The sequence below is a fragment of the Ensifer sp. EB106-05-01-XG146 genome (assembly GCF_058791875.1).
Genome location: NZ_JBYTDX010000001.1, coordinates 2310486 through 2332911 on the forward strand (window position 1 = coordinate 2310486; position 22426 = coordinate 2332911).

Here is a 22426-nt window from a genome sequence, read left to right on the forward strand (position 1 = left end):
CATGGCCAAGAAAAAAGTCGCAATGCTGACGGCCGGCGGGCTCGCGCCCTGTCTGTCATCGGCCGTTGGAGGACTGATCGAGCGCTATACGGACGTAGCACCCGAATATGAGCTGGTCGCATATCGCTCGGGCTACCAGGGCGTACTCCTTGGAGACCAGATCGAAATTACGCGCGACATGCGCGAAAAGGCCCATATCCTGCATCGCCATGGCGGCTCGCCGATCGGCAACAGCCGCGTCAAGCTCACCAACGCCGCCGACTGCGTCAAGCGCGGCCTGGTCAAGGAAGGCGAAAACCCGCTGCGTGTCGCAGCCGAGCGCCTTGCCAAGGACGGCATTTCGATCCTGCACACCATCGGCGGCGACGACACCAACACGACCGCTGCCGACCTTGCCGCCTATCTCGGCGCCAACGGCTACGACCTGACCGTGGTCGGCCTGCCGAAAACCGTCGACAACGACGTCGTTCCGATCCGCCAGACGCTCGGCGCCTGGACGGCCGCCGAATACGGCGCCCGCTTCTTCGACAATGTCAGCAACGAACAGAGTGCCGCCCCGCGCACGCTCGTCGTCCATGAAGTCATGGGCCGCCATAGCGGCTGGCTGACGGCAGCCACCGCCCGCTCCTACATCCAGATGACCGACGACAAGGAATTCGTCGACGGCTTCATGATGAACCGCCAGATGAAGAACATCGACGGCCTCTATCTGCCGGAGATGAAGTTCGACCTGCAGGGCGAAGCCGATCGCCTGCGCAAGGTTATGGACCGCACCGGCTTCGTGACGCTGTTCGTCAGTGAAGGCGCCTGCCTCGACGCCATTGTCGCCGAGCGGGAAGCAGCCGGCGAGACCATCAAGCGCGATGCCTTCGGCCACGTGAAGATCGACACGATCAATGTCGGCAACTGGTTCTCCAAGCAGTTTGCAGCCCTTCTCGGCGCCGAACGCTCGATGGTGCAGAAATCTGGCTACTACGCCCGCTCGGCCCCGGCCAACGGCGACGACCTGCGCCTGATCCAGGGCATGGTCGACCTTGCCGTCGAAAGCGCCCTCAACAAGGTCTCGGGCGTCACCGGTCACGACGAAGACCAGGGCGGCAAGCTGCGCACCATCGAATTCCCGCGCATCAAGGGCGGCAAGCAGTTCGATACCTCCACCAAGTGGTTCGGCGAGGTGATGGATGTCATCGGCCAGAAGTGGAAGGCCCAGAAGCACTGACCGACACTTGCCGGCGGGTGGATATGCCACCCGCCGACAACGCTTGATTAGACGTTGACGGCTCCGCGTTTCCGTGGCTGGCTCGGCGAATTGATTGCCGAACACCACCTTCAGCGCGGAGCTTTTTCATGTCGTTCGAACACTGGTTTGCCTTTGCCGCGGCCTCGGCCGTGCTGCTCGCCATCCCCGGCCCCACCATTCTCCTCGTCATTTCCTACGCGCTCGGCCATGGCCGCAAGACGGCGGGCGCGACGGTCGCCGGTGTGGCGCTCGGCGATTTCACCGCCATGACCGCCTCCATGCTCGGCCTCGGCGCCCTGCTTGCCACCTCTGCCGCCATCTTCACCGTCTTGAAATGGGTGGGCGCTGCCTATCTTATCTGGCTCGGCATCAAGCTCTGGCGCGCGCCGGTGGCCGCCGGCGGCGACGCCGACCTCGAAACCACGTCGACGGAACGCCCGCTTCGCATCTTCTTTCATACCTATGCGGTGACTGCGCTGAACCCGAAGAGCATCGTCTTCTTCGTCGCCTTCCTGCCGCAGTTCCTCGATCTCAGCCAGCCGCTCTTTACCCAGATGGCGATTTTCGAGCTGACGTTCCTCACGCTCGCGATCCTCAATGCCAGCCTCTATGCAGCCCTTGCGACCGCCGCCCGCAGCACGATTTCCAAGCCGAATGTGCGGCGGATCGTCAACCGCGCCGGCGGCTCCATGCTGATCGGCGCCGGGCTTTTGACGGCCACGATGAAGCGGGCCACGGCCTGAAATTCGACCCCACGCTTGCCGCCGCCAGCCTCATAGGTTAATGGAGATTCACGCTTGGCGGCTGGCAACCGCTGATTTGCAGGGGCTACGGGGCCCAGAAGCACGAAAGTGACAGAATGGCGAATTACCGTATTTCCCTTTCCAAACAGACGTTTGGCGTGGCAGCTTTGTTGTCGGCGACCATCGTCTCGGGATGCTCAACGGTAGAGCACACGTCGCTGGCAGACCTCACGGCCGTGCAGACGGTTACGCCCCTCGCAAAGCCCGGCACCGAAATGACCGCCTATGCACTGCCGACGCCCGACGGCGCCGCTACCGCAACGAGCGCGGCCTTGACGGCTCAGACCGCTGGCGTCGCCGCCACCTATCCGGTCGCGACCGATCTGGCACAGGGTGCGGAAGCAGCACCCGCACTGGTCGCGGTCCCCGCGGCCAAGCCGGGCGACACCATGGCGCTTGCCATGGTTGCCCCGACGACGCAGACCGGCGCCAGCGCGGCGATTGCCGCTGCGGAAGCCCCCTCGCCCGCCGACTCCACTCAGGTGGCATCCGCCGCCCTCTCGCCGGCGGCAACCAAGACCGCTCGCGTCCAGGACCTGCCGGTCTCGACGCTCGCAGTTGCAGCCGCGATGGAATCGGACTTCGACACCGGCGAACCGGTCGGCCTCGAAACGCTGGTCGCCAACCGCATGATCGTTCCGACCGAGCGCCCGAAGACCGGCGTCATCGGCTCGACGGTGGCCGCAGTCGCCAACGTCATCCCGGATTCGATGAAGTTCACCAAGACGCCGACGAGCTCGCGTCCCGAACTCGACAAGATGATCAAGTACTATGCCGATCTCAACGGCATTCCGGTGGAACTGGTGCACCGCGTCGTCAAGCGCGAGAGCAACTACAATCCGCGCGCCTACAGCAAGGGCAATTACGGCCTGATGCAGATCCGCTACAACACCGCCAAGGGTCTCGGCTATGACGGTCCGGCGGAAGGTCTGTTCGACGCGGAAACCAACCTCAAATACGCGACCAAGTATCTGCATGGCGCCTGGATGGTGGCCGACAACCAGCATGACAGCGCAGTCAAGCTCTATGCCAGCGGCTATTACTATCACGCCAAGCGCAAGGGCCTGCTCGAAGAGCTCGGCATGAAGTAAGCCGGCCACCCCGGCTGGCCCGAAGCGAAGCTGCTTCTCGATGGTTCAGGAATCCCCTTACGAGGCGCTCAATCGAGCGCCTCTATTACTTTGGCGTTGAGCTTCTGCACGTCATAGCCGAGCCGCGAAGGCGTAAGCCCCAGCCGCACGACCGCCAGCTTCAACGAAGGCACCAGCATGATCACCTGGCCGTCATGCCCGAGCATCCAGAAGGCATCCGCCGGGAAACTGCCCGTTCCCGCCCGCACGCCGTTTTCCTCCAGCCATACCTGGCCCTGGCCGTATTTGCCGCCCGATGCCTTGGTCGGCGTGCGCATGAAGGCGACATAGTCCTTCGGTAGCATCGCCCTCCCCTTCCAGACACCATCCTGCAGCAGGAGCTGCGCGAACCGCGCCCAGTCCTGCGTCGTCGCATACATGTAGGAGGAACCGACGAAGGTGCCGCTCTCGTCCGTCTCCAGGACGGCGCTCGTCATGCCGAGCGGCGCAAACAAAGCGTCATAGGGAAAGGCAAGCGCTGCCGCCGGATCGTCGAAGGTGCGCATCCAGATCCGCGACAACAGCGTGCTGGTGCCGCTGGAATAGCTGAAGTTCGTGCCGGGCTTTGCACCCAACGTCCGCGTCGCGGCAAAACCCGCCATGTCCCTTTCCAGATAGAGCATGCGCGTCACGTCGGTGACGGCGCCATAATTCTCGTTGAAGGCAAGTCCGCTCTGCATCCCCATCAGGTCGGCAAGCGTGATGCCCGCCCGCTCGTCCCCGGCCCATTCCGGCAGCAGGTCGCCCTGCGACACGTCCATGCGCCCTTCTGCAATCCTGAGGCCAATCAGCGCCGCCGTCACCGACTTGGTCATCGACCAGCCGAGCAACGGCGTCGAACGGTCGAAACCCTGGCCATAGGTTTCCGCCACCAGTTGGCCGTCGTGGATCACGGCGATCGCCCGCATGCCCGGCCCGGCGAGGTCAGCGTCTTCGACGAGCTTCTGCAAGGTCGGCTCGATCACAGCCCCCTCGCCTTCGGGCCAGGCCACACCCGGCACGGGCGCTGAAGCGGCGGTTTTCGTTTCGATCGGTGCCAGAGCCGCGGCATCGCCGTCCGGCAGGCTGGCGCAGCCGGCACCCGGACGATAGGCCGCATAACCGGGGGCGGCAAAACCAAGGATGCGTGCCGTCACCACCTGTTTCTCTTTGTCGACATCGACGCGCACCAGCTTGAGCAACGGATGGCCGGGGGCCTGCACGTCGTCGGCGAGCACAGCCTGGGCATCGCGCCCGGCGATGAAGACGTTGGAACAGACGATTTTTGCCGCATAGCCGTCGCCGACCTTCAGCAGTTGCGGCGGCGCCAGCGCAAGCCAACCGAACAGACCGACGACGATCAGCGCCAGCACGGCACCCGAAATCTTCAACAAACGTCCCATGCGATCCTCCGGCCTGATGCGCAAAGAGAACCAGCATTTTGCTGCAAGGGAAAGCCCCGGCCGCCTCAACTTTTCATATTGGAAAAACGCACAAGCAGTCGAAAAAAGTGCAGCGCTTCGAGCTCTCGCTCACGCGCCCGCAGAGAGGCGCGCCTCTCCCGCTTCGCCGTCGCCGACGAGCACCGACACGTCGGCCATAACAGGCGAAACCCAGGGACCGCGGATCTCGGCAGCGCCACAGGCCCGCGCGCAATCCGCCTCGCTCTCCTTCTCGACACCGCTGACGGCGATCGAAAGCCGCAGCACCTGTCCGGTCTTGATCAGGCAGGCGAGCAACGCCACGCTGCGTTCGCTGCCATGTGCGGCCCGCACGGCGGCGAGATCGACGGTCACCTGGTCGGGCTGCACGTCGGAGATCTGGTTCAGGGGCAGCGACGAGGCGGAGCCGCCGCCAAGCGCGACGCGAACGCCGAGCGCGCGCAGCCCCCGCAAGTTTTCGGTGACGATGACGAGATCGTCCGTCGAGACGCCCTCGGCGACCTCGATCGTCAGGCGTTCCGGCGAAAGGCCAGCATCCGAAAGGCACCGCTCCACCTGCGTGACGAAATCGCGGTCGCGCAGTTGCGAGACGAAGGGCGCAATCGTCAGCCCTTTCGGGAAAGACCAGCCGGCCGCCTGCCTGCAGGCGGACTGAAGCGCCCAGGCGGCAAGCGCCAGCGTAGTCGCGCTCTGCTCCGGCGGCTCGAACGTTTCCGCGCCGATGACGCCGAGATGCGGATGCCGCCAGCGCAGCAGCGCCTGGAACCCACCGATGGAGCCGCTTTCGATGCCGAGGATCGGCAGGAATGCGAGGAAGAACTCCTCTGCCTCGAAACCGCGCGTAAGATCGCGCTCGGCTTCCGCCCGCTGCCGCACGGCATGGCTCAGGGTTTCCGAGTGGAAGGCATGACTGTTGCCGCTGATCGCCTTGGCTTCGTAAAGCGCCAGGTCCGCCCTTTTCAACACGTCGGATGTCGATTTGTCCGACCGCTCGATGAAGGCGATGCCGATGCTGCAGCCTGAAGCGATGCGCGTTTCCCCGAGATCGAACGGCGCTTCGAACAGCTTTTCCACCCGCGTTGCGAGCATTTCCGCATCGGCCTGAGACGGCGCGCACGCGGCCGCAAGCACGAACTCGTCACCGCCGAGGCGGTAGACCGTCGCCTCGCCGGCAAAGGCACGCCTGAGCCGGGCGCCGAACAGAGCCAGCAACCGGTCGCCGGCGTCATGTCCCAGCGTGTCGTTGATCACCTTGAAGCGATCGAGATCGAGAAGAAGCAAGGCGTTGCGCGCAAACGCGGCACCTTCTGCGCTGAGTGCCTGGCTGATATCGGCCTCGAGCGCAGCGCGGTTTGCAAGCCCAGTCAGCTTGTCGCGATGGACTTCGTTGCGCAGGCGACGCTCGGCGCGCCGCGCGGCACGCAGCTCCAGCTCGAGCCGGCGCGAGTAGCGCCAGCGATAGAAGGAGCCGCCGAGGATGAAAGGCATGGCGCCGGCCGCCATAACGGCAGGGACGTCCCAATGCGGCGCCATCTGGTCGGGAAGACCGGTTCCGCTGGCAAGCCACGCCACAGAAACCAGAGCCCCCAATGCCGCGCCGGCAGCCGCAAATCGCTGCTCGGGCTTCGGCAGAAACGTACCTAACATCATGTCGACGCCCCCCCGTATGTAAGGCGGTGCTAGCACGTCAGGGTTTAATGAATTCTTATGGGTGAAAAATTGTAGATTTGCATTCCGGAGACCGCCCCGGCCCTGTGAGAAAGCCCGTCATCAAAGTGTAGCCGAGTCACTTTAGAAGCGCCTAAGTTTCAACTGGATGACCGTCTGAGATGAATGAAATCGCTTCCGACGTTGGCTTTGGCAGAAAAAATCCGAAGCTGAAAAACGCCCTGCTCCAGCACAAGACCCTCTCCCTCGCAGGCTTCTCGGAACGTCTGTTCGGCCTGCTCTTTTCGGGCCTCGTCTATCCGCAGATCTGGGAAGATCCGATCGTCGACATGGAGGCGATGCAACTGACCCCGGAAAGCCGGATCGTCACCATCGGCTCCGGCGGCTGCAACATGCTGACCTATCTGTCGGCCGGCCCACGGAAAATAGACGTCGTCGACCTCAACCCGCACCATATCGCGCTCAACCGCCTGAAGCTCGCAGCCTTCCGCCATCTGCCGAGCCACAAGGATGTCACGCGCTTCCTGGCGATCCAGGGCACGACGACCAACGTCCAGGCTTTCGATCTTTTCCTCGCGCCGAAGCTTGATACAGCGACGCGCAGCTACTGGACCGGCCGCGACATGACCGGTCGCCGGCGTATCGGCGTCTTTGGCCGCAATATCTACCGCACCGGTCTGCTCGGCCGCTTCATTGCAGCCAGCCACCTGCTTGCCCGCCTGCACGGGGTCAATCCGGAGGACTTCGTCCAGGCGCGCTCCATGCGTGAACAGCGACAGTTCTTCGACGAGCGCCTGGCACCGCTCTTCGATCGTCCCGTCATCCGCTGGATCACCGGGCGCAAGAGCTCGCTCTTCGGCCTCGGCATTCCGCCGCAGCAGTTCGACGAGCTCGCAAGCCTGAGTGCCGAAAAGTCGCTCGCCGCCGTTCTGCGCCATCGCCTGGAGAAGCTCACCTGTCACTTCCCGCTGCGCGAAAACTACTTCGCCTGGCAGGCCTTCGGCCGCCGCTACCCGCTGCCGCATGAAGGCGACCTGCCGCCCTATCTCGACGCCGGCGCCTATGAGGCGATCCGCAACAATGCCGAGCGCGTCGAGGTGCATCACGCAAGCTTCACCGAGCTTCTCGCCGGCAAATCCGCCGGCTCGGTCGACCGCTATATCCTGCTCGACGCGCAGGACTGGATGACCGACCAGCAGCTGAACGGCCTCTGGACCGAGATCACCCGCACGGCGGATGAGGGCGCAGTGGTGATCTTCCGCACCGCGGCGGAAGACAGCATCCTGCCCGGCCGTGTCTCCCCGGCCCTGCTCGACCAGTGGCACTACGATGCCGAAACCTCGCTACGGCTCGGCGCCGAAGACCGCTCCGCCATCTATGGCGGCTTCCACATCTACCGCAGGAAGGGCTGAGACGTGCAACAGGCCGGGATCTCCCACGCGCGGCGCATGGACCATATGTACCGCTATCAGCGGCACTTCTACGATCTCACGCGGAAGTACTACCTCTTCGGCCGCGACACGCTGATCCGCGACATGAACCCGGCCTCCGGTGCCTCGGTGCTTGAGGTCGGCTGCGGCACCGGCCGCAATCTGGCGCTGATCGGCCGCTGTTTCCCGTCGGCCCGCCTGTTCGGGCTCGACATATCCCAGGAAATGCTGACCTCGGCCGGCGCGAAGCTCAACCGTGGCGGCAACAGGCGCGCCACGCTGCATGTCGCCGACGCAACGGACTTCGACCCGGCGATCTTCGGCGAAAGGGGTTTCGATCACATCGTCATCTCCTACTCGCTGTCGATGATCCCCGACTGGCAGAAGGCGATCGACGCGGCGATCGCAGCGCTTAATCCGGGCGGTTCGCTGCACATTGCCGATTTCGGCCAGCAGGAACGCCTGCCGACGAGCTTCCGCCGGGCGCTGCACGGCTGGCTCAATCGCTTCCACGTGACGCCGCGCGAGCGGCTGTTCGACGTGTTACGCGAAAAAGCCCGCGAAAATGGCGCCGATCTCGAGCGGCGCACGATCGGCCGCGGCTATGCCTGGCTCGCCGTCTATCACCGCCCTTCCGTGGCGATCGCCGCCTGAGCGGCAGGCGGTTTACACAAAGGTTTTGCATCCCGCCTGAGGGCAGCCATTCCGGCAAGCGCCGAAACCGCCTGGTTTTCGGCGCTTTTGCGCTTTTCTGCCGTCCGCAATTCCCGCTTGAGCTAACTCAATTTTTACGATGATATGGTGAAAATGGGGTTCACGCCTCACTGGGGAAATCACCGACAGGAAGCCATCGTGTGAGGCAGGATCATCGATCGTCTCTAGACAGGAAAATCATGCGCCGGCTTCTCCTGGCTCTCTTGCCGCTTGCCACCCTTCTTTCCGGCTGCTCGTCGACCGACTATGACCTGATGCAGACGGCATCGATCCCGCCGCGCTTCCACGATACGGACCCGCAGAACTTCGGCGACCGGACCCCACAGCACCACAATATCCACGGCATCGACGTTTCGAAATGGAATGGCGATATCGACTGGATGAAGGTGAAGAACTCGGGCGTCTCCTTCGCCTTCATCAAGGCGACGGAAGGCAAGGACCGGGTCGATACCCGCTTTCCCGAATACTGGCAGAAGGCACGGGCCGCCGGCATCCCTTATGCGCCCTATCACTTCTACTATTTCTGCTCGACCGCCGACGACCAGGCCGATTGGTTCATCGCCAACGTGCCGAAGAGCGCCGTCTACCTGCCGCCGGTTCTCGACGTCGAGTGGAACGGCGAATCGAAGACCTGCCGCCATCGCCCGACGCCGGACGAAGTGCGCGTCGAGATGAAGCGCTTCATGGACCGGCTCGAAGCCCATTACGGCAAGCGCCCGATCATCTACACCTCGGTCGACTTCCACCGCGACAATCTCGTCGACCAGTTCAAGGAACATCACTTCTGGGTGCGCTCGGTCGCCAAGCATCCGGGTGAGGTCTATGTCGAGCGCCGCTGGGCGTTCTGGCAATATACCAGCACCGGGGTCATCCCCGGCATCGACGGCGCCACCGATATCAATGTCTTCGCCGGCTCGGCGAAAAACTGGAAGAACTGGGTCGCCGCGGTCTCGCAGCCGAAGCAGAACTGACATTCCTGCCGGCAAGTGCGGCAGGAAGACCCATTTTCTTCTTTCGGTCATAATGCTCTGAGAGAGCAACGGCAGATTTCTCAGCGATTTGATTGCCCGTGGTGGTGCAAGGCGCCCCACGGCAAAGAAAGGAATTTCATGATGACCCGCACAGCCCGGCGCGCGCTTGCCTCCGTCGCTCTTCTGGCGCTGACCGCCTCGGCCGCCGCCGCCCAGACCGCAGCCTCGACAGGCGCGAAGACGGCATCCCCGGCCGTTGCCTGCGGTGGCGATCTCGCAACCTTCCTTCAGGGCGTGAAGGCCGAAGCGGTCGCCAAGGGCGTTCCGGCCGATGTCGCTGACCGGGCGCTCGCCGGTGCCGCCATCAATGAAAAGGTGCTCAGCCGCGACCGCACCCAGGGCGTCTTCAAGCAGACCTTCACCGAATTCTCCAAACGCACCGTCAGCAAGTCGCGCCTCGATATCGGCCAGCAGAAGATGAAGGAATATGCTGACGTCTTTGCTCGCGCAGAGAAAGAATTCGGCGTGCCGGCCCCGGTCATCACCGCCTTCTGGGCGATGGAGACCGACTTCGGCGCCGTCCAGGGCGACTTCAACACCCGCGACGCGCTGGTGACGCTGTCCCACGACTGCCGCCGTCCAGAGATGTTCCGCCCGCAGCTGATCGCTGCGATCGAGATGGTCCAGCATGGCGACCTCGACCCGGCGACGACGACAGGCGCCTGGGCCGGCGAGATCGGCCAGGTGCAGATGCTGCCGGAAGACATCATCGCCTATGGCGTCGATGGCGACGGCGACGGCCACGTGAACCTGAAGAAGAGCTCGCCCGACGCGATCCTGACCGCCGCCAAGTTCATCCAGAGCCTCGGCTACAAGGCTGGCCAGCCGGTAATCCAGGAAGTCAGCGTTCCCGAGCAACTCCCCTGGGAAAAAACCGGCCTGCAGCCGGGCATGAAGGCCAGCGACTGGTTCGCGCTCGGCGTCAAGCCGCGCAACGGCGACACCGCCTTCGGCAACCTTGAAGCCTCGCTGGTGCTGCCACAGGGCCGCAAGGGCGTGGCCTTCCTCACCTACCCCAACTTCAACGTTTATCTCGAGTGGAACCAGTCGTTCATCTACACGACGTCTGCCGCCTATTTCGCGACCCGTCTCGGCGGCGCGCCGACCTATGAAGGCGGCAATCCGGAACCGGGCCTCGACGACACCGGCATGAAGGCACTGCAGAGCAAGCTGCAGACGCTCGGCCACGATGTCGGCAAGATCGACGGCATCCTCGGCTCCGGCACCCGCGCGGCACTCCAGAAGGAGCAGCTCCGCCTCGGCCGTCCGGCCGACGGCTGGGCGACGCTCGAACTCCTGAACGCGCTTTAAGCCCGAACCGCCGTTTCAAAACCATGACCCCCGGAGATCGGATCGATCTCCGGGGTTTTTTCATGCCACAACGGCCGACCGGATCCCGGTTGATGAGAGCCCACCGGCTCGCCCCCACGCATGCCGCCCTCATCATCGCCGCAAGAACCGGGTGGTTCCGCCGGGCGTGCCGGGCTATGTATCCTGTGTCGGAGCACAACCGATCCGGGAGCGGTAACCAGGCGCTTGCGCCATGGCGTCCACCCGGCGGAGGGAGACTGACGCCACCACGCAATCAGCACGATAGGCATCACCATGAATGCGCGAAGCACCGTCGATGGCAATCAGATGAGCGCCGGGACCTGGGCGCTGCTTGCCCTGCTCGGCCTGATCTGGGGCGGATCGTTCTTCTTCGCCCGCGTTGCCGTCGCCCATGTGCCGCCCTTCACGCTGGTGTTCCTGCGTTTGGGCCTGGCAGCCCTGGCGCTGCATATCTACATCCGCGGCCGCTTCGGCATGTACGAGGCGCTTGCCGGCCGCTGGCGCGAATTCGCGCTGATGGGACTGATCAACAACGCCATTCCGCACGCCTTCATCTTCCTTGGACAAACCCATATCGGCGCCGGACTGGCGGCGATCCTCAACGCCACGACGCCGGTCTGGACCGTGATCATCGCCAACATGGCGACCGAGGACGAGAAGCTGAGTTCCGCCAAGATCGCCGGCTGTCTGCTCGGGCTCGCCGGCACCGTCGTCCTGATCGGGCCGAGCGCCGTTGCCGGTCTCTTCGGCACCACAAGCAGCGTGCCGCTCTGGGCGCTGCTGCTGCCGGTGCTTGCCGCCATCAGCTATGGTTTCGCAGCGACCTACGGCAAACGCTTCCGCGATCTCGCGCCTCCCGTGACGGCCGCAGGCCAGCTGACCGCCTCGACGCTGATCGCGCTGCCGGTGGCCGCCTTTACCGACACGCCTTGGCTGCTGCCGATGCCGCCCGTCGAGGTGATCCTGTCGATCCTCGGCCTGGCGCTGGTTTCGACGGCCTATGCCTACATCCTTTTTTTCCGCATCATGCGCGCGGCCGGCGCCACCAATGCCTCACTGGTCACCCTGCTGGTGCCGCCAAGCGCGATCTTGCTCGGCTACCTCTTTCTCGGGGAGACGCTGCAGGCGGCCGATTTCGCCGGCATGGTGCTGATCGCCCTCGGCCTCGCCGTGCTCGACGGTCGAATCCTGCGTTTCCGGCGGGTCGCCTGACGTCTGATCGTGGTCGGTTACAGGAAAAGCCCACACACCTTGAGTGCTTCGCACCGCGTGAAAAAGACATGGTTTGCGGGGGAATCGACGGCCGATTTTCGTCCCGCTCCGGGCCACTCACGCACGGTAACAAACGTTTATATTAACCTTGCTGAAGCGATTGTGAAAAAAATGTGGCAGCCTGGAAAATTAAATAAAATCAGAACTATAGGCCTGTGAATAAGGCAGCGCCGGCTCACGCATTTCGCACTGCAGCACAAGTTTCCCTTTAACGTGTCGTGATTTCGCCCTATGTTTTAACGCGTTAACGCAGGGAGGGTCTTCCATGGGCCTTACACATTCGCTGAATGTCATCATGATCAGTGCAGCGTTCGTATTCGTGGCCACGATGCTCTTCATCTGAGGAGCGGCCGCTGAGAGTCCAAACCGAATAGGGACTTAAATTTCCGGGAAACCATTTTGCAGCACCAAGCCAGTTAGACCGCCAAGAGAGCATAAGGTCTAGACGCTGCGACAAACGAGAAAGCGCCTGAAGATCGATCTTCGGGCGCTTTCCTTTTTGGTGGATGCTGTAGCGATCGGGACGCTTGCTGCGACCGCAGCCGAAGAGACCCCAAAAGGCATGGAGCCATACCAAAGCGCGGCGGCGACCTCTGTCTGCCAGGACACGCGGCGCGTTCGCAGCCATTCGGAAGTTCAACATGGCGAAGCGCACCTTGCCCGTCGCAAGGTGCGAGCGAAGGTCAGGCGGCCGCGCCGGCCGCCACCATCCGCGGTGCATCGATCGCGCCCACCGCTTCCACAGAGACCCGCTCGAAACCGACGAGATCCAGCACGGCTGTCACCAGCGGCGTGCGGTTCATCGAATAGATATGGAAATCGCGTACGCCGCGCCGGGCGAGATCGACGATCTGCTCGGCGGCGATGTGGGTCGCCTCCTTGAAGCGCTCGACCGGCTGGTCCTCGAGATGCACAAGCCGCGTGACGATCGCCTCCGGCACGGTGGCGCCACAAAGGCCAGCGAATTTCTGCACCTGCGCCAGATTGTTGATCGGCAGGATGCCCGGCACGATCGGGATGTTGACGCCAGCGCGCCGCACTCGTTCCAAGTAGCGCTCGAAATCATTGTTGTCGAAGAAGAATTGGGTCAGCGCCCGGGTTGCGCCCGCATCGACCTTGCGCTTCAGCATGTCGATGTCAGCGGCGACGTCAGGGCTTTCCGGGTGCTTCTCCGGATAGGAGGAGACGGAAATCTCGATGTCGTCCCCGCGCGCACGGATCGCCCGCACGAGGTCGGTGCTGCTGGCGTAACCCTCGGGATGCGGCTGGTAAGTGCTGCCGATGCCGCCCTGCGGATCGCCGCGCAGCGCCACGAAGTGGCGGACGCCGAAGCTGAGGTACTCGTCAATCACCGCATCGACCTCCGCCTTCGGCGCGCCGACGCAGGTCAGGTGCGCGGCGGTATTGGCAAAGCCGCTTTCCGCGATCAATCGCCTGACCGTCGTCAGCGAACGCGCCTTGGTCGAGCCGCCGGCGCCGTAGGTGACGGTGATGAAGGCCGGACCGAAGACCGAAAGGTCGTCTGCCGTCTGGAAGAGCTGCGCTTCCATCTCGTCGGTCTTGGGCGGGAAATATTCGAAGGAGAGCCGGAGATTGCCGCGTTCGGCCGGGTAAAGCGTCTGTGCCGTCATTATTATACTCCCCCCGCCTGGACACGCGGCCGTGGCGTTTCATTCTCGTTCACGGCCCGCCGATCACGCGCGAGCCAGATCGTCACCGTCAATTTTCCATCATTCGCCCCCTCAGGCGAAAGATCCGTGGTCTTCTCGAGCACAAGGCCAGCCTTCGCCAGCCAATCGGCCATCGCCTGATGCGAGAAGCCGAGGCGCGCATGGGCGTGCTCGTCGCGCAGATGCTCAAGCCCGTGCGGCGCGAAGTCGATGATGACCAGCCGTCCACCCGGCATCAGCATGCGCGCGGCTTCCGCGATCGCGGCTTCCGGCTCTTCGAGGAAATGCAGCACCTGGTGAATGGTGACGAGGTCGAAGGTCTGGCCGTCGAGCGGCAGGTTGAAGATGTCCCCATGGCGGATCGACGCCTTGGTGATGCCGGCGCGATCGAGATTGGAGCGCGCCACCGCAAGCATGTCGCGGCTGGCGTCGACACCGATACCACGACGATAGAGGCCCTCGAACAGCTGCAGGATGCGGCCTGTGCCGGTGCCGAGATCGAGCAAGCTTTCGACCGGCTCGTCGCCCACCATTTCGCGCAGCTTCGCCTCGACGTCACGCTCGCTGACATGCAGGCGGCGAAGCTCGTCCCAGCCGGCGGCGTTGCGGCTGAAATAGGCCTGCGCCTTCTCCGAGCGCGCCTTCTTCAAGGTGGTGAGCCGGGCTGCATCACGCGCCAACACCGCGTCGTCGACGGAGGCGGAGGCCAGCATCGCCCGCACGAGCCCGACCCGGGCACCGTCCTGACGGAGGCGGAAATAGGCCCAGGCGCCCTCCTGGTAGCGGTCGATCAGCTCGACCTCCGCCAGCAGCTTCAGATGCCTGGAAATGCGTGGCTGCGATTGACCGAGAATTTCGGTAAGATCGGTGACGGTCAGATCGCCGGCGGCGAGAAGCGCGACGAGACGCATGCGGGTCGGCTCGCCCGCCGCCTTCAGCACGTCCACCAACGCATCCAGACCCAGTTCTCTCTGCAGAGCCATAGCGATCCCCATCAACACATAAAGATATGTTTATGTGATTTGCGGTGGTGACGCAAGCGGATTTGCGCGGAGAGGCCAAACAATGGCGCCGGCGGAACAGATGCGTGTGTATGGACGCCATGCGCCACAAACGATGTCTCACAAACGATGTCTCGGGCGGCACGTCAGAAGACCTGCGAAGGCCCCTCTAATAGGCCGACTTCACGACCCGAATGAGGGCAGCCCCACCCAACCGAGACAAACCCGGCGCCCTTCCCGGTGTTGGGACGCCACCCTATCCGCGTCTCTGCCGCCCCAGGCACGCGTCATCCGCCAGCCCATCTCGCCGCAGCGATAGACAAACCTGCAAACGCCCGTTCGCGCCCGCCATCGGGACGGCAACCGCAGAGCTGATCGCTACGCCGACCCCTGGAGCGTCCCGCACGTTCATCCCCCGCGCGGGCACAGCGATAAACAGTCCCTGGCGCGCAACCGAGCGACAGCTGGTCTTCGCCTCAGGTCAGGAGACAAAGGAAAACGGGCGAAGCCTGCGCCTCGCCCGTTCCTAGAACAAATGTTGCAGCGCCCGCTTCAACGGACGCAGCAAGGTCCAGCGCCGCGATATGGCGGCGGCTGAAATCAGCGCGTCAGGCGCTTGTAGGTGACGCGCTTCGGGTTGACCGAGTCCGGGCCGAGGCGGCGGATCTTGTCCTTCTCGTAGTCTTCGAAGTTGCCTTCAAACCACTCGACCTGGCTGTCTCCTTCAAAGGCGAGGATGTGCGTGGCAAGGCGGTCGAGGAACATGCGGTCGTGGCTGATGATAACGGCGCAACCGGCGAAGTTTTCGAGCGCGATTTCGAGCGCTGCCAGCGTCTCGGTGTCGAGGTCGTTGGTCGGTTCGTCGAGCAGCAGCACGTTGCCGCCGTTCTTCAGCATCTTGGCGAGGTGAACGCGGTTGCGCTGACCGCCCGAGAGGTTGCCGACCTTCTGCTGCTGGTCGCCGCCCTTGAAGTTGAAGGTCGAGCAATAGGCGCGCGAGTTCATCTCGTGCTTGCCGAGCTTGATGACTTCAGCACCGCCGGAGATTTCTTCCCAGACGGTCTTGTTGCCGTCGAGCGCGTCGCGGCTCTGGTCGACATAGCCGAGGTGCACGGTATCACCGATGCGGATCGAGCCGCTGTCGGGCTGTTCCTGGCCGGTGATCATGCGGAAGAGCGTCGTCTTACCGGCGCCGTTAGGGCCGATGATGCCGACGATGCCGCCCGGCGGCAGCTTCAGCGACAGGCCGTCGATCAACAGGCGATCGCCATAGCCCTTGGTGACGCCTTCCATCTCGATGACCACCTGGCCGAGACGTTCGCCGACCGGGATGATGATCTGCGCGTCGCCGGGACGCTGGTTTTCCGCCGCGTTGACCAGTTCGTCATAGGAGCGGATACGCGCCTTGGACTTGGCCTGACGAGCCTTGGGGCTGGATGCAATCCATTCCTGTTCGCGAGCGATCGCCTTCTGGCGGGACGCCTCTTCGCGACCTTCCTGCTGCATGCGCTTGGCCTTCGCAACCAGGTAGGCCGAGTAGTTGCCCTCGTAGGGAATGCTGCGGCCGCGGTCGAGCTCGAGGATCCAGCCGGTGACGTTGTCGAGGAAGTAACGGTCGTGGGTGATCATCAGCACGGCGCCCGGATACTCGCGCAGGTGCTTTTCGAGCCAGGCGATCGTCTCGGCGTCGAGGTGGTTGGTCGGTTCGTCGAGGAGCAGCAGGTCCGGCTGCGAGAGCAGCAGCTTGCAGAGCGCGACACGACGCTTTTCACCGCCCGACAGGTTGGTGACTTCCGCGTCGCCCGGCGGGCAGCGCAGCGCTTCCATGGCCATTTCGACCTGACTTTCCAGATCCCAGAGGTTCTGGCTGTCGATGATATCCTGGAGCTTGGCGCCCTCTTCCGCCGTCTCGTCGGAATAGTTCATCATCAGTTCGTTGTAGCGGTCGACGATCGCCTTCTTCTTGGCGACGCCTTCCATGGCGTTTTCAAGCACCGTCTTCGTCGGATCGAGCTGCGGCTCCTGCGGCAGGTATCCGACGGTCGCACCTTCGGCCACCCAGGCCTCGCCGGTGAATTCCTTGTCGAGGCCGGCCATGATGCGCAGAACCGTCGACTTACCGGCGCCGTTCGGGCCGAGGATACCGATCTTGGCATCCGGGTAGAACGACAGATGAACGTTCTCGAGAACCTTCTTCGCGCCGTAGGACTTATTAAGCCCGGCCATATGGTAGATGAACTGACGTGCCATGAGGGAATGCTCCGCAGGGATAAGGAAATTTGCCCGCTATGTAGGCGAATTATAGGAAGGGGGCAATGATCAAAGGCATCCGCCCCCGCCCTATCCCAAAACGAACATCCCCATCGGAACGCCCGGCAGGCTCTCCCGGAAGGCGCCTAAAGCCGGCGCGGTCAAGGCCGCACCATAAGGTGCTGCCATGGCCGACCGGGCGAAACGCCCTACCCGCGACCGGCAGTATCGGCGATACCCTTGGCGCATTTGAACTCGGTCGTGCCTGCGGCCTGGATCAGCGGCCCGAGGCTCGCAGCCTTCATGACATCGCCCGTGAGCCCGATCGTCAGCCCGGTGATGATGCTGCGGCCTTGCACGGTCTGGCAGCGCATGCGCACCCGGTCGCCGGCTCCAGCGCCAAAACTCTGGTCGAAGGCCTGCTTGATCGCCGCCTCATCGAGTTCCGCACCCACACGCTGGCGGAAAAGTGCCCCGACCGCCGAGCGGTTGAGCTCTTCCAGCATGCGCAGCTGTACCGAGAAATAGTCGTCGACCGAGCCGCTCTGGCAGATGCCGCTTCGCAGCCACTGGTGCCGGTCGAGACCGGATTGCACCCCGGGCATGGCGATAAGCAGCCGCGCCGCGGTGTCGTCGGCCATGGCAAGCTTCGGCAGCTCTAGCCAGCTGCCCTTGCGGTCGGTTGCCCGCGCTTCTGCCGCGACCCCGCAATAGCTCTTGCGCAGCGGCCACAGGCCATGCAGCGAGAGGTTGGTGGCATCGAAGCGTTCCGCCGTCTGGCTCTCGCATTCCTTGCGTTGCGGCCGCGTCTCGCAGAAACCTGGCTGCCAGCTGACCGCCAGTACGTAGTCGGTGCGGCTGGTTGAACTCGCCGGCGGAGCACCCTTGGATGCGTCTTCACCGGCAGCAAAGGCGCCGGAACCAAGCAACAGCGTCAGCGCTGCCAGGATGCCCGCCACAGAACCTGATATCGCTTTACAAAAACGGACCATGATATCCTCCCGCAAAAACAAAACGGGAACAAATATCGCCCAAAACGGGAAAATTGCAACCCCTAATGTAATGCACCGTCAAATCGCTTGTGACCTCATGCGCAACGATCAACAAGCGGCGATTGCCTTTGCCACGCAAATCGATTTGAAATCTCAAAGGTCTGTCGATTGCTTCCGGGAGTAGAGATGTTCGGGCAGGTGAAGACGCATCAGAGCCCGACCGGTGCCAGCTTGAGCTGGCGGCATTTTCCGGCAACCACAGAAGCCCGCGGCATCCTTCTCGTCAGCCATGGCCTTGCCGAGCATTCCGGCCGATATGCCCGCTTTGCCGAGGCGATGGCCGGCCACGGCTTCCATGTCTATGCCCACGACCATCGCGGCCACGGCGCGACGCAGGCGCCTGACGCCCAGCTTGGGATGTTCGCAAGCCGCGACGGCCTCGACAAGATATTCGCGGACATCCGGGCAGTGCGGGAGATTGCGACCACCGCCCATCCGGGCTTGCCGGTCATCCTCTTCGGCCATTCCATGGGTGGACTGATCGCGCTCAATGCCGCCGAAACCGATCCCGGCCTCTACGATGCGCTTGCCGTCTGGAACTCCAACTTCCGGCCGGGCCTTGCCGGCCGTGGCGGACAGGTGATCCTGAAGATCGAAAAGGCGCTCAAAGGGTCTGACGTGCCGAGCCCGCTTCTGACCAAGCTCACCTTCGGCATGTGGGGCGGCGCCATCAAGGATCGCAAGACCGATCTCGACTGGCTGTCGCGCGACGATGCCGAGGTCGCCAAATATGCCGCCGACCCGCTCTGCGGCTTCGATGCGACGGTCTCGCTCTGGCTCGATCTTTTCCGCCTGTCCTTCGATGGCGCCCGGCCCGACCGGCTGGCGCGGCTCCGGAAAAACCTGCCCATTCATCTCGTCGGCGGCAGCGCTGACCCGTCGACCGAGATGGGCAACGCCGTCCGCTGGCTTGGCACGAAGATGAAAGCCGCCGGTCTCAGCGACGTTAGCGTCACCGTCTATGACGGCATGCGCCACGAAACACTGAACGAACTCGGCCGGGACGAGGCGACGGCCGACTTTGCCGCCTGGTGCCTGCGCGCCGTCGCAGGGCGGCGCTGACCGGAAATATCATGGCCGACATGTCGCTTCCTAAGATCGCCGCCGACCACAACCGCATCTCCTTCGGGCTGACGCTGATGGTGATCTCGGTGCTTCTGTCGCCGCTGATCGACATCTTCGCCAAGCTCGCGATCGCCACCGTTCCCTCGGCCGAAATCACCGCCGTGCGCTTTCTGCTGCAGGTCGTCTTCATCCTGCCGATCGTGCTCTTCCGCGGCAGCCTGTTTGATCTCACCTGGAAGAAGACCGGGCTGCACGCGTTGCGCGGCGGTCTGCTGGTCGTGACCATGCTCTCCTTCATTACCACGCTGAAGGTCATGGAAGTCGCCGACGCGATCGCGATCTTCTTCGTCGAGCCGATCATCCTCACGATCCTTGGCAGCATCTTCCTGAAGGAGACGATCGGCTGGCGGCGCTACACCGCCTGCGGCGTCGGCTTCTTCGGCGCGCTGCTCGTCATCCAGCCGAGCATGCAGGAGGTCGGCTGGATCGCCCTTCTGCCTGTTGTGGCCGCCTTTGGCCTTGCCGTTTTCCTGCTCGTCACCCGCATGGTCGCGCAAAATGAGGACCCCTGGTCGATGCAGTTTCACGCCGGCGTCTGGGGCGCGCTCTTCTGTCTCGTGCTGCTTTATTTCGGCGAAGGCACCGGTTCCGGCATCTTCGATCCGGTCTGGCCAGAAGGGTACACCTGGTATTACCTGCTCGGCGTCGGCGTCACCGCCACCATTTCAGGCGTGCTCGGCGTCTATGCCTATCGCGCCGCCCCGGCCTCGGTGCTGGCGCCGCTGCAGTATCTCGAAATCGTTTCGGCCACGATCTTCGGCTGGCTCGTCTTCGGCGACCTGCCCGACGCGCTGAAGTGGTTCGGCATCGCCATCATCATCGGCTCCGGCCTCTACATCATCTGGCGCGAGCGCCGCGTGCACAAGGACACGAGCGTCGCTCCGGTGTCGCCAGCCATCTGACAACAAAGCCATCTGAAAACAAAAGAAAGACCATCGGGAGGAATATCATGAAAACTGGAGGTCAGCTCATCGTTGACGCGCTCGTCGCCAACGGGGTGAAGCGCATCGCCTGCGTGCCGGGGGAAAGCTATCTCGCCGTGCTCGACGCGCTCTACGACACCGACATCGACGTGCTCGTCTGCCGCCAGGAAGGCGGGGCCGCGATGATGGCGGATGCCTGGGGGCGGCTGACCGGCGAGCCCGGCATCTGCATGGTGACCCGCGGCCCTGGCGCGACCAACGCTTCCGCCGGCCTCCATGTCGCCAAGCAGGATTCGATCCCGATGATCCTCTTCATCGGCCAGGTGCAGAGCGAAGCGCGCGAGCGCGAGGCCTTCCAGGAGATCGAATACCGCCGCGCCTTCACCGAGGTCGCCAAATGGGTGGGCGAGATCGACGATCCCGCCCGCATTCCGGAATTCGTCACCCGCGCCTTCGCGGTCGCCACGTCCGGCCGCCCCGGCCCTGTCGTGCTGACGCTCCCCGAGGACATGCTGACCCGCAGCGCCGAGGCGCCCGCCGCCAAACCCTACCAGCCGGTCGAGGGTCATCCAGGTCCGGCGCAGATGAAGCGGCTCGGCGAAATGCTGAGCAACGCCAAGCGCCCGATCGCCGTCCTCGGCGGCACTCGCTGGACAGCGGAAAGCGTTGCTGAATTCCAGCGCTTCGCTGAACGCTGGAAGCTGCCGGTCGGGTGCTCCTTCCGTCGCCAGATGCTGTTTGATCACCTGCACCCGATGTACGCCGGCGACGTCGGCATCGGCATCAACCCCGCTCTGGCAAAAGAGGTCAAGGAAGCGGATCTCATCCTGCTTATCGGCGGCCGCTTCTCGGAAATGCCCTCGTCCGGCTATACGTTGATGGATAGCCCCTACCCGCGCCAGACGCTGGTCCATGTGCATCCTGACAGTTCCGAGCTCGGCCGCGTCTACCGTCCGGAGTTGGCGATTGCCGCCAGCCCGCGCGACTTCGTCGCCGCGCTCGAAAGCCTTGCACCGCCGAGCGAACCGAGCTGGTCCGTACGCACCGAGACCATGCACGCCGCCTATCTCAAGTGGTCGACCCCGCCGGAAACCGGACCGGGCGCGGTGCAGATGGGGCCGATCATGAACTGGATCGAGGCGAACGTGCCGGAGGATACGATCTTCACCAACGGCGCCGGCAACTACGCCACCTGGGTGCATCGCTTCCACCGCTTCCGCCGCTACGCCACACAGGCAGCCCCGGCTTCGGGCTCAATGGGTTACGGCCTGCCGGCTGCGGTCGCCGCGAAGCAATTACATCCGGATCGCGAAGTCATCTGCTTTGCCGGGGATGGCTGCTTCCTGATGCACGGCCAGGAATTCGCAACCGCCGTGCGCTACCGCCTGCCGATCATCACCGTCGTCGTCAACAACGGTATCTACGGCACGATCCGCATGCACCAGGAGCGCGACTATCCCGGCCGCGTCAGCGCCACCGATCTCACCAACCCGGATTTTGCAGCCCTTGCCCGCGCCTATGGCGGCCACGGCGAGACGGTCGAGAAGACGGAAGAGTTTGCCGACGCCTTCCTCAGGGCGCGCGCCAGCGGCAAGCCGGCGATCATCGAGATCAAGCTCGATCCCGAAGCGATCACCCCGACGCGCACGCTAAGCGAGATCAGGGCGGGCTGAGCAAGTCTTGTTCGTGAAGGGTCCAATCACGGCGCAGACGCGCCGTGATTGGATTCCTGTGACAAGCACAGGAATGAGGACGATGGAGCATTTGCGATGGGGGCCTTCTTCCCACGCGCCCGCGCTTCTGTGCCTGCGAGCGCGCGGGCGAAGCGACGCTTCTCAGGGCGTCGTGCGCCAATTGAACGCCGATCGGCCACCATTATACCTCCTTCATTCCTGTGCTTGTCACAGGAATCCAGCAGCGCCGCCTCGGCGGCGCGGGGAACGATCACGCCCGCTAACTGCCTACGAGATACGTCCAGCCGCTTACTCCAGCCATTCCGTCGAAAACGCACCGGCTTCATGCAGGTCGGTTGTCTCCAGGCGCCCTGGCCCGAGGTTTTCGAACTTGTGCGGCACATTGGCCGGCGCCACGACGATCTGACCGGCCTCGGCATCGATGATGCGGTCGCCGACGGTGAAGCGGGCGCGGCCGACGCGGACGATGAAGGTTTCCGGATAGGGATGGCGGTGCAATTTCGGCCCGTACCCGATCTCGTCGGTGGAAACAAAGATCACCGAAAGGCCTGCGCCATAGGCGCCGCCCTCGAATTCGCCCTTCCAGGCGTCGGGCTCATCCGCCCATTGCTCCCGCGAAATGAGACGCGCTTCGGCCATGCCGATCCTCCACTGTCAGATGGAACGATGC

The 22426-nt window shown here is 63.7% G+C and carries 18 protein-coding genes; 11 read left to right on the top strand and 7 right to left on the bottom strand.

What is annotated here, in order from left to right; translation table 11 throughout:
* The first annotated feature begins 1 nt into the window (after position 1).
* The 3 genes from AC3WVQ_RS11505 (at position 2) to AC3WVQ_RS11515 (ending at position 3134) form a co-directional block, all read left to right on the top strand.
* On the top strand, positions 2–1219 hold the full coding sequence (locus tag AC3WVQ_RS11505) for a pyrophosphate--fructose-6-phosphate 1-phosphotransferase (RefSeq protein ID WP_060582683.1): 1218 nt from the start codon (positions 2–4) through the stop codon (positions 1217–1219).
* Positions 1220–1347: 128 nt separating this feature from the next.
* Complete coding sequence (locus AC3WVQ_RS11510; RefSeq protein WP_034792388.1) at positions 1348–1983, top strand: LysE family translocator; 636 nt, start codon at positions 1348–1350, stop codon at positions 1981–1983.
* A gap of 116 nt (positions 1984–2099) precedes the next feature.
* Positions 2100–3134 (top strand): lytic transglycosylase domain-containing protein, encoded by a 1035-nt coding sequence (locus AC3WVQ_RS11515; protein ID WP_034792386.1) that lies wholly within the window; start codon positions 2100–2102, stop codon positions 3132–3134.
* A 68-nt stretch (positions 3135–3202) separates the two neighbouring features.
* Here AC3WVQ_RS11515 and AC3WVQ_RS11520 read toward each other — a convergent pair whose 3' ends face one another.
* Positions 3203–4555 (bottom strand): serine hydrolase domain-containing protein, encoded by a 1353-nt coding sequence (locus AC3WVQ_RS11520; protein ID WP_090294319.1) that lies wholly within the window; start codon positions 4553–4555, stop codon positions 3203–3205.
* A 129-nt stretch (positions 4556–4684) separates the two neighbouring features.
* Positions 4685–6244, bottom strand: coding sequence for an EAL domain-containing protein (locus tag AC3WVQ_RS11525; protein ID WP_110818687.1), 1560 nt, complete (start codon positions 6242–6244; stop codon positions 4685–4687).
* Between the two features lie 179 nt (positions 6245–6423).
* Between AC3WVQ_RS11525 and AC3WVQ_RS11530 the strand changes: the two genes are divergently transcribed.
* From AC3WVQ_RS11530 to AC3WVQ_RS11550, 5 genes are all read left to right on the top strand, one after another.
* Complete coding sequence (locus AC3WVQ_RS11530) at positions 6424–7674, top strand: BtaA family protein (RefSeq protein ID WP_492382729.1); 1251 nt, start codon at positions 6424–6426, stop codon at positions 7672–7674.
* Positions 7675–7710: 36 nt separating this feature from the next.
* Entirely contained in the window at positions 7711–8346 is a 636-nt protein-coding gene (locus tag AC3WVQ_RS11535; RefSeq protein ID WP_060515916.1) for a class I SAM-dependent methyltransferase, read from the top strand.
* Positions 8347–8585: 239 nt separating this feature from the next.
* Complete coding sequence (locus AC3WVQ_RS11540) at positions 8586–9377, top strand: glycoside hydrolase family 25 protein (protein WP_034792376.1); 792 nt, start codon at positions 8586–8588, stop codon at positions 9375–9377.
* A 141-nt stretch (positions 9378–9518) separates the two neighbouring features.
* On the top strand, positions 9519–10748 hold the full coding sequence (locus tag AC3WVQ_RS11545) for a lytic murein transglycosylase (RefSeq protein ID WP_034793581.1): 1230 nt from the start codon (positions 9519–9521) through the stop codon (positions 10746–10748).
* 294 nt (positions 10749–11042) lie between these two features.
* A complete protein-coding gene (locus AC3WVQ_RS11550) occupies positions 11043–11981 on the top strand; it encodes a DMT family transporter (RefSeq protein ID WP_060515915.1) in 939 nt (312 codons plus the stop codon).
* 743 nt (positions 11982–12724) lie between these two features.
* On the opposite strand, the gene metF is transcribed toward AC3WVQ_RS11550, so the two are convergent.
* From metF to AC3WVQ_RS11570, 4 genes are all read right to left on the bottom strand, one after another.
* Positions 12725–13672 carry a methylenetetrahydrofolate reductase [NAD(P)H] gene (gene metF / locus AC3WVQ_RS11555; protein WP_090294321.1) on the bottom strand — a complete coding sequence of 316 codons (948 nt, stop codon included), beginning with the start codon at positions 13670–13672 and terminating at the stop codon, positions 12725–12727.
* Positions 13673–13674: 2 nt separating this feature from the next.
* The gene (locus AC3WVQ_RS11560; RefSeq protein WP_034792368.1) at positions 13675–14694 is read right to left on the bottom strand and encodes an ArsR/SmtB family transcription factor; all 1020 of its coding nucleotides are present in this window, start codon (positions 14692–14694) and stop codon (positions 13675–13677) included.
* Between the two features lie 618 nt (positions 14695–15312).
* The gene (ettA, locus tag AC3WVQ_RS11565) at positions 15313–16962 is read right to left on the bottom strand and encodes an energy-dependent translational throttle protein EttA (RefSeq protein ID WP_034792366.1); all 1650 of its coding nucleotides are present in this window, start codon (positions 16960–16962) and stop codon (positions 15313–15315) included.
* Between the two features lie 209 nt (positions 16963–17171).
* Positions 17172–17954, bottom strand: a complete 783-nt coding sequence (locus AC3WVQ_RS11570) for a ribonuclease T2 family protein (RefSeq protein WP_090294322.1) — start codon at positions 17952–17954, stop codon at positions 17172–17174.
* A gap of 186 nt (positions 17955–18140) precedes the next feature.
* Here AC3WVQ_RS11570 and AC3WVQ_RS11575 point away from each other — a divergent pair, with 186 nt between their 5' ends.
* The 3 genes from AC3WVQ_RS11575 to AC3WVQ_RS11585 are packed head-to-tail and all read left to right on the top strand — an operon-like array spanning position 18141 to position 21735.
* Positions 18141–19076 carry an alpha/beta fold hydrolase gene (locus tag AC3WVQ_RS11575; RefSeq protein ID WP_060528750.1) on the top strand — a complete coding sequence of 312 codons (936 nt, stop codon included), beginning with the start codon at positions 18141–18143 and terminating at the stop codon, positions 19074–19076.
* An 11-nt stretch (positions 19077–19087) separates the two neighbouring features.
* A complete protein-coding gene (locus AC3WVQ_RS11580) occupies positions 19088–20041 on the top strand; it encodes a DMT family transporter (protein WP_090294323.1) in 954 nt (317 codons plus the stop codon).
* A gap of 47 nt (positions 20042–20088) precedes the next feature.
* Entirely contained in the window at positions 20089–21735 is a 1647-nt protein-coding gene (locus AC3WVQ_RS11585; RefSeq protein ID WP_090294324.1) for a thiamine pyrophosphate-binding protein, read from the top strand.
* 309 nt (positions 21736–22044) lie between these two features.
* Here the strand turns inward: AC3WVQ_RS11585 and AC3WVQ_RS11590 are convergent, their stop codons facing one another.
* The gene (locus tag AC3WVQ_RS11590; protein WP_090294325.1) at positions 22045–22395 is read right to left on the bottom strand and encodes a cupin domain-containing protein; all 351 of its coding nucleotides are present in this window, start codon (positions 22393–22395) and stop codon (positions 22045–22047) included.
* Between the last annotated feature and the right edge of the window lie 31 nt (positions 22396–22426).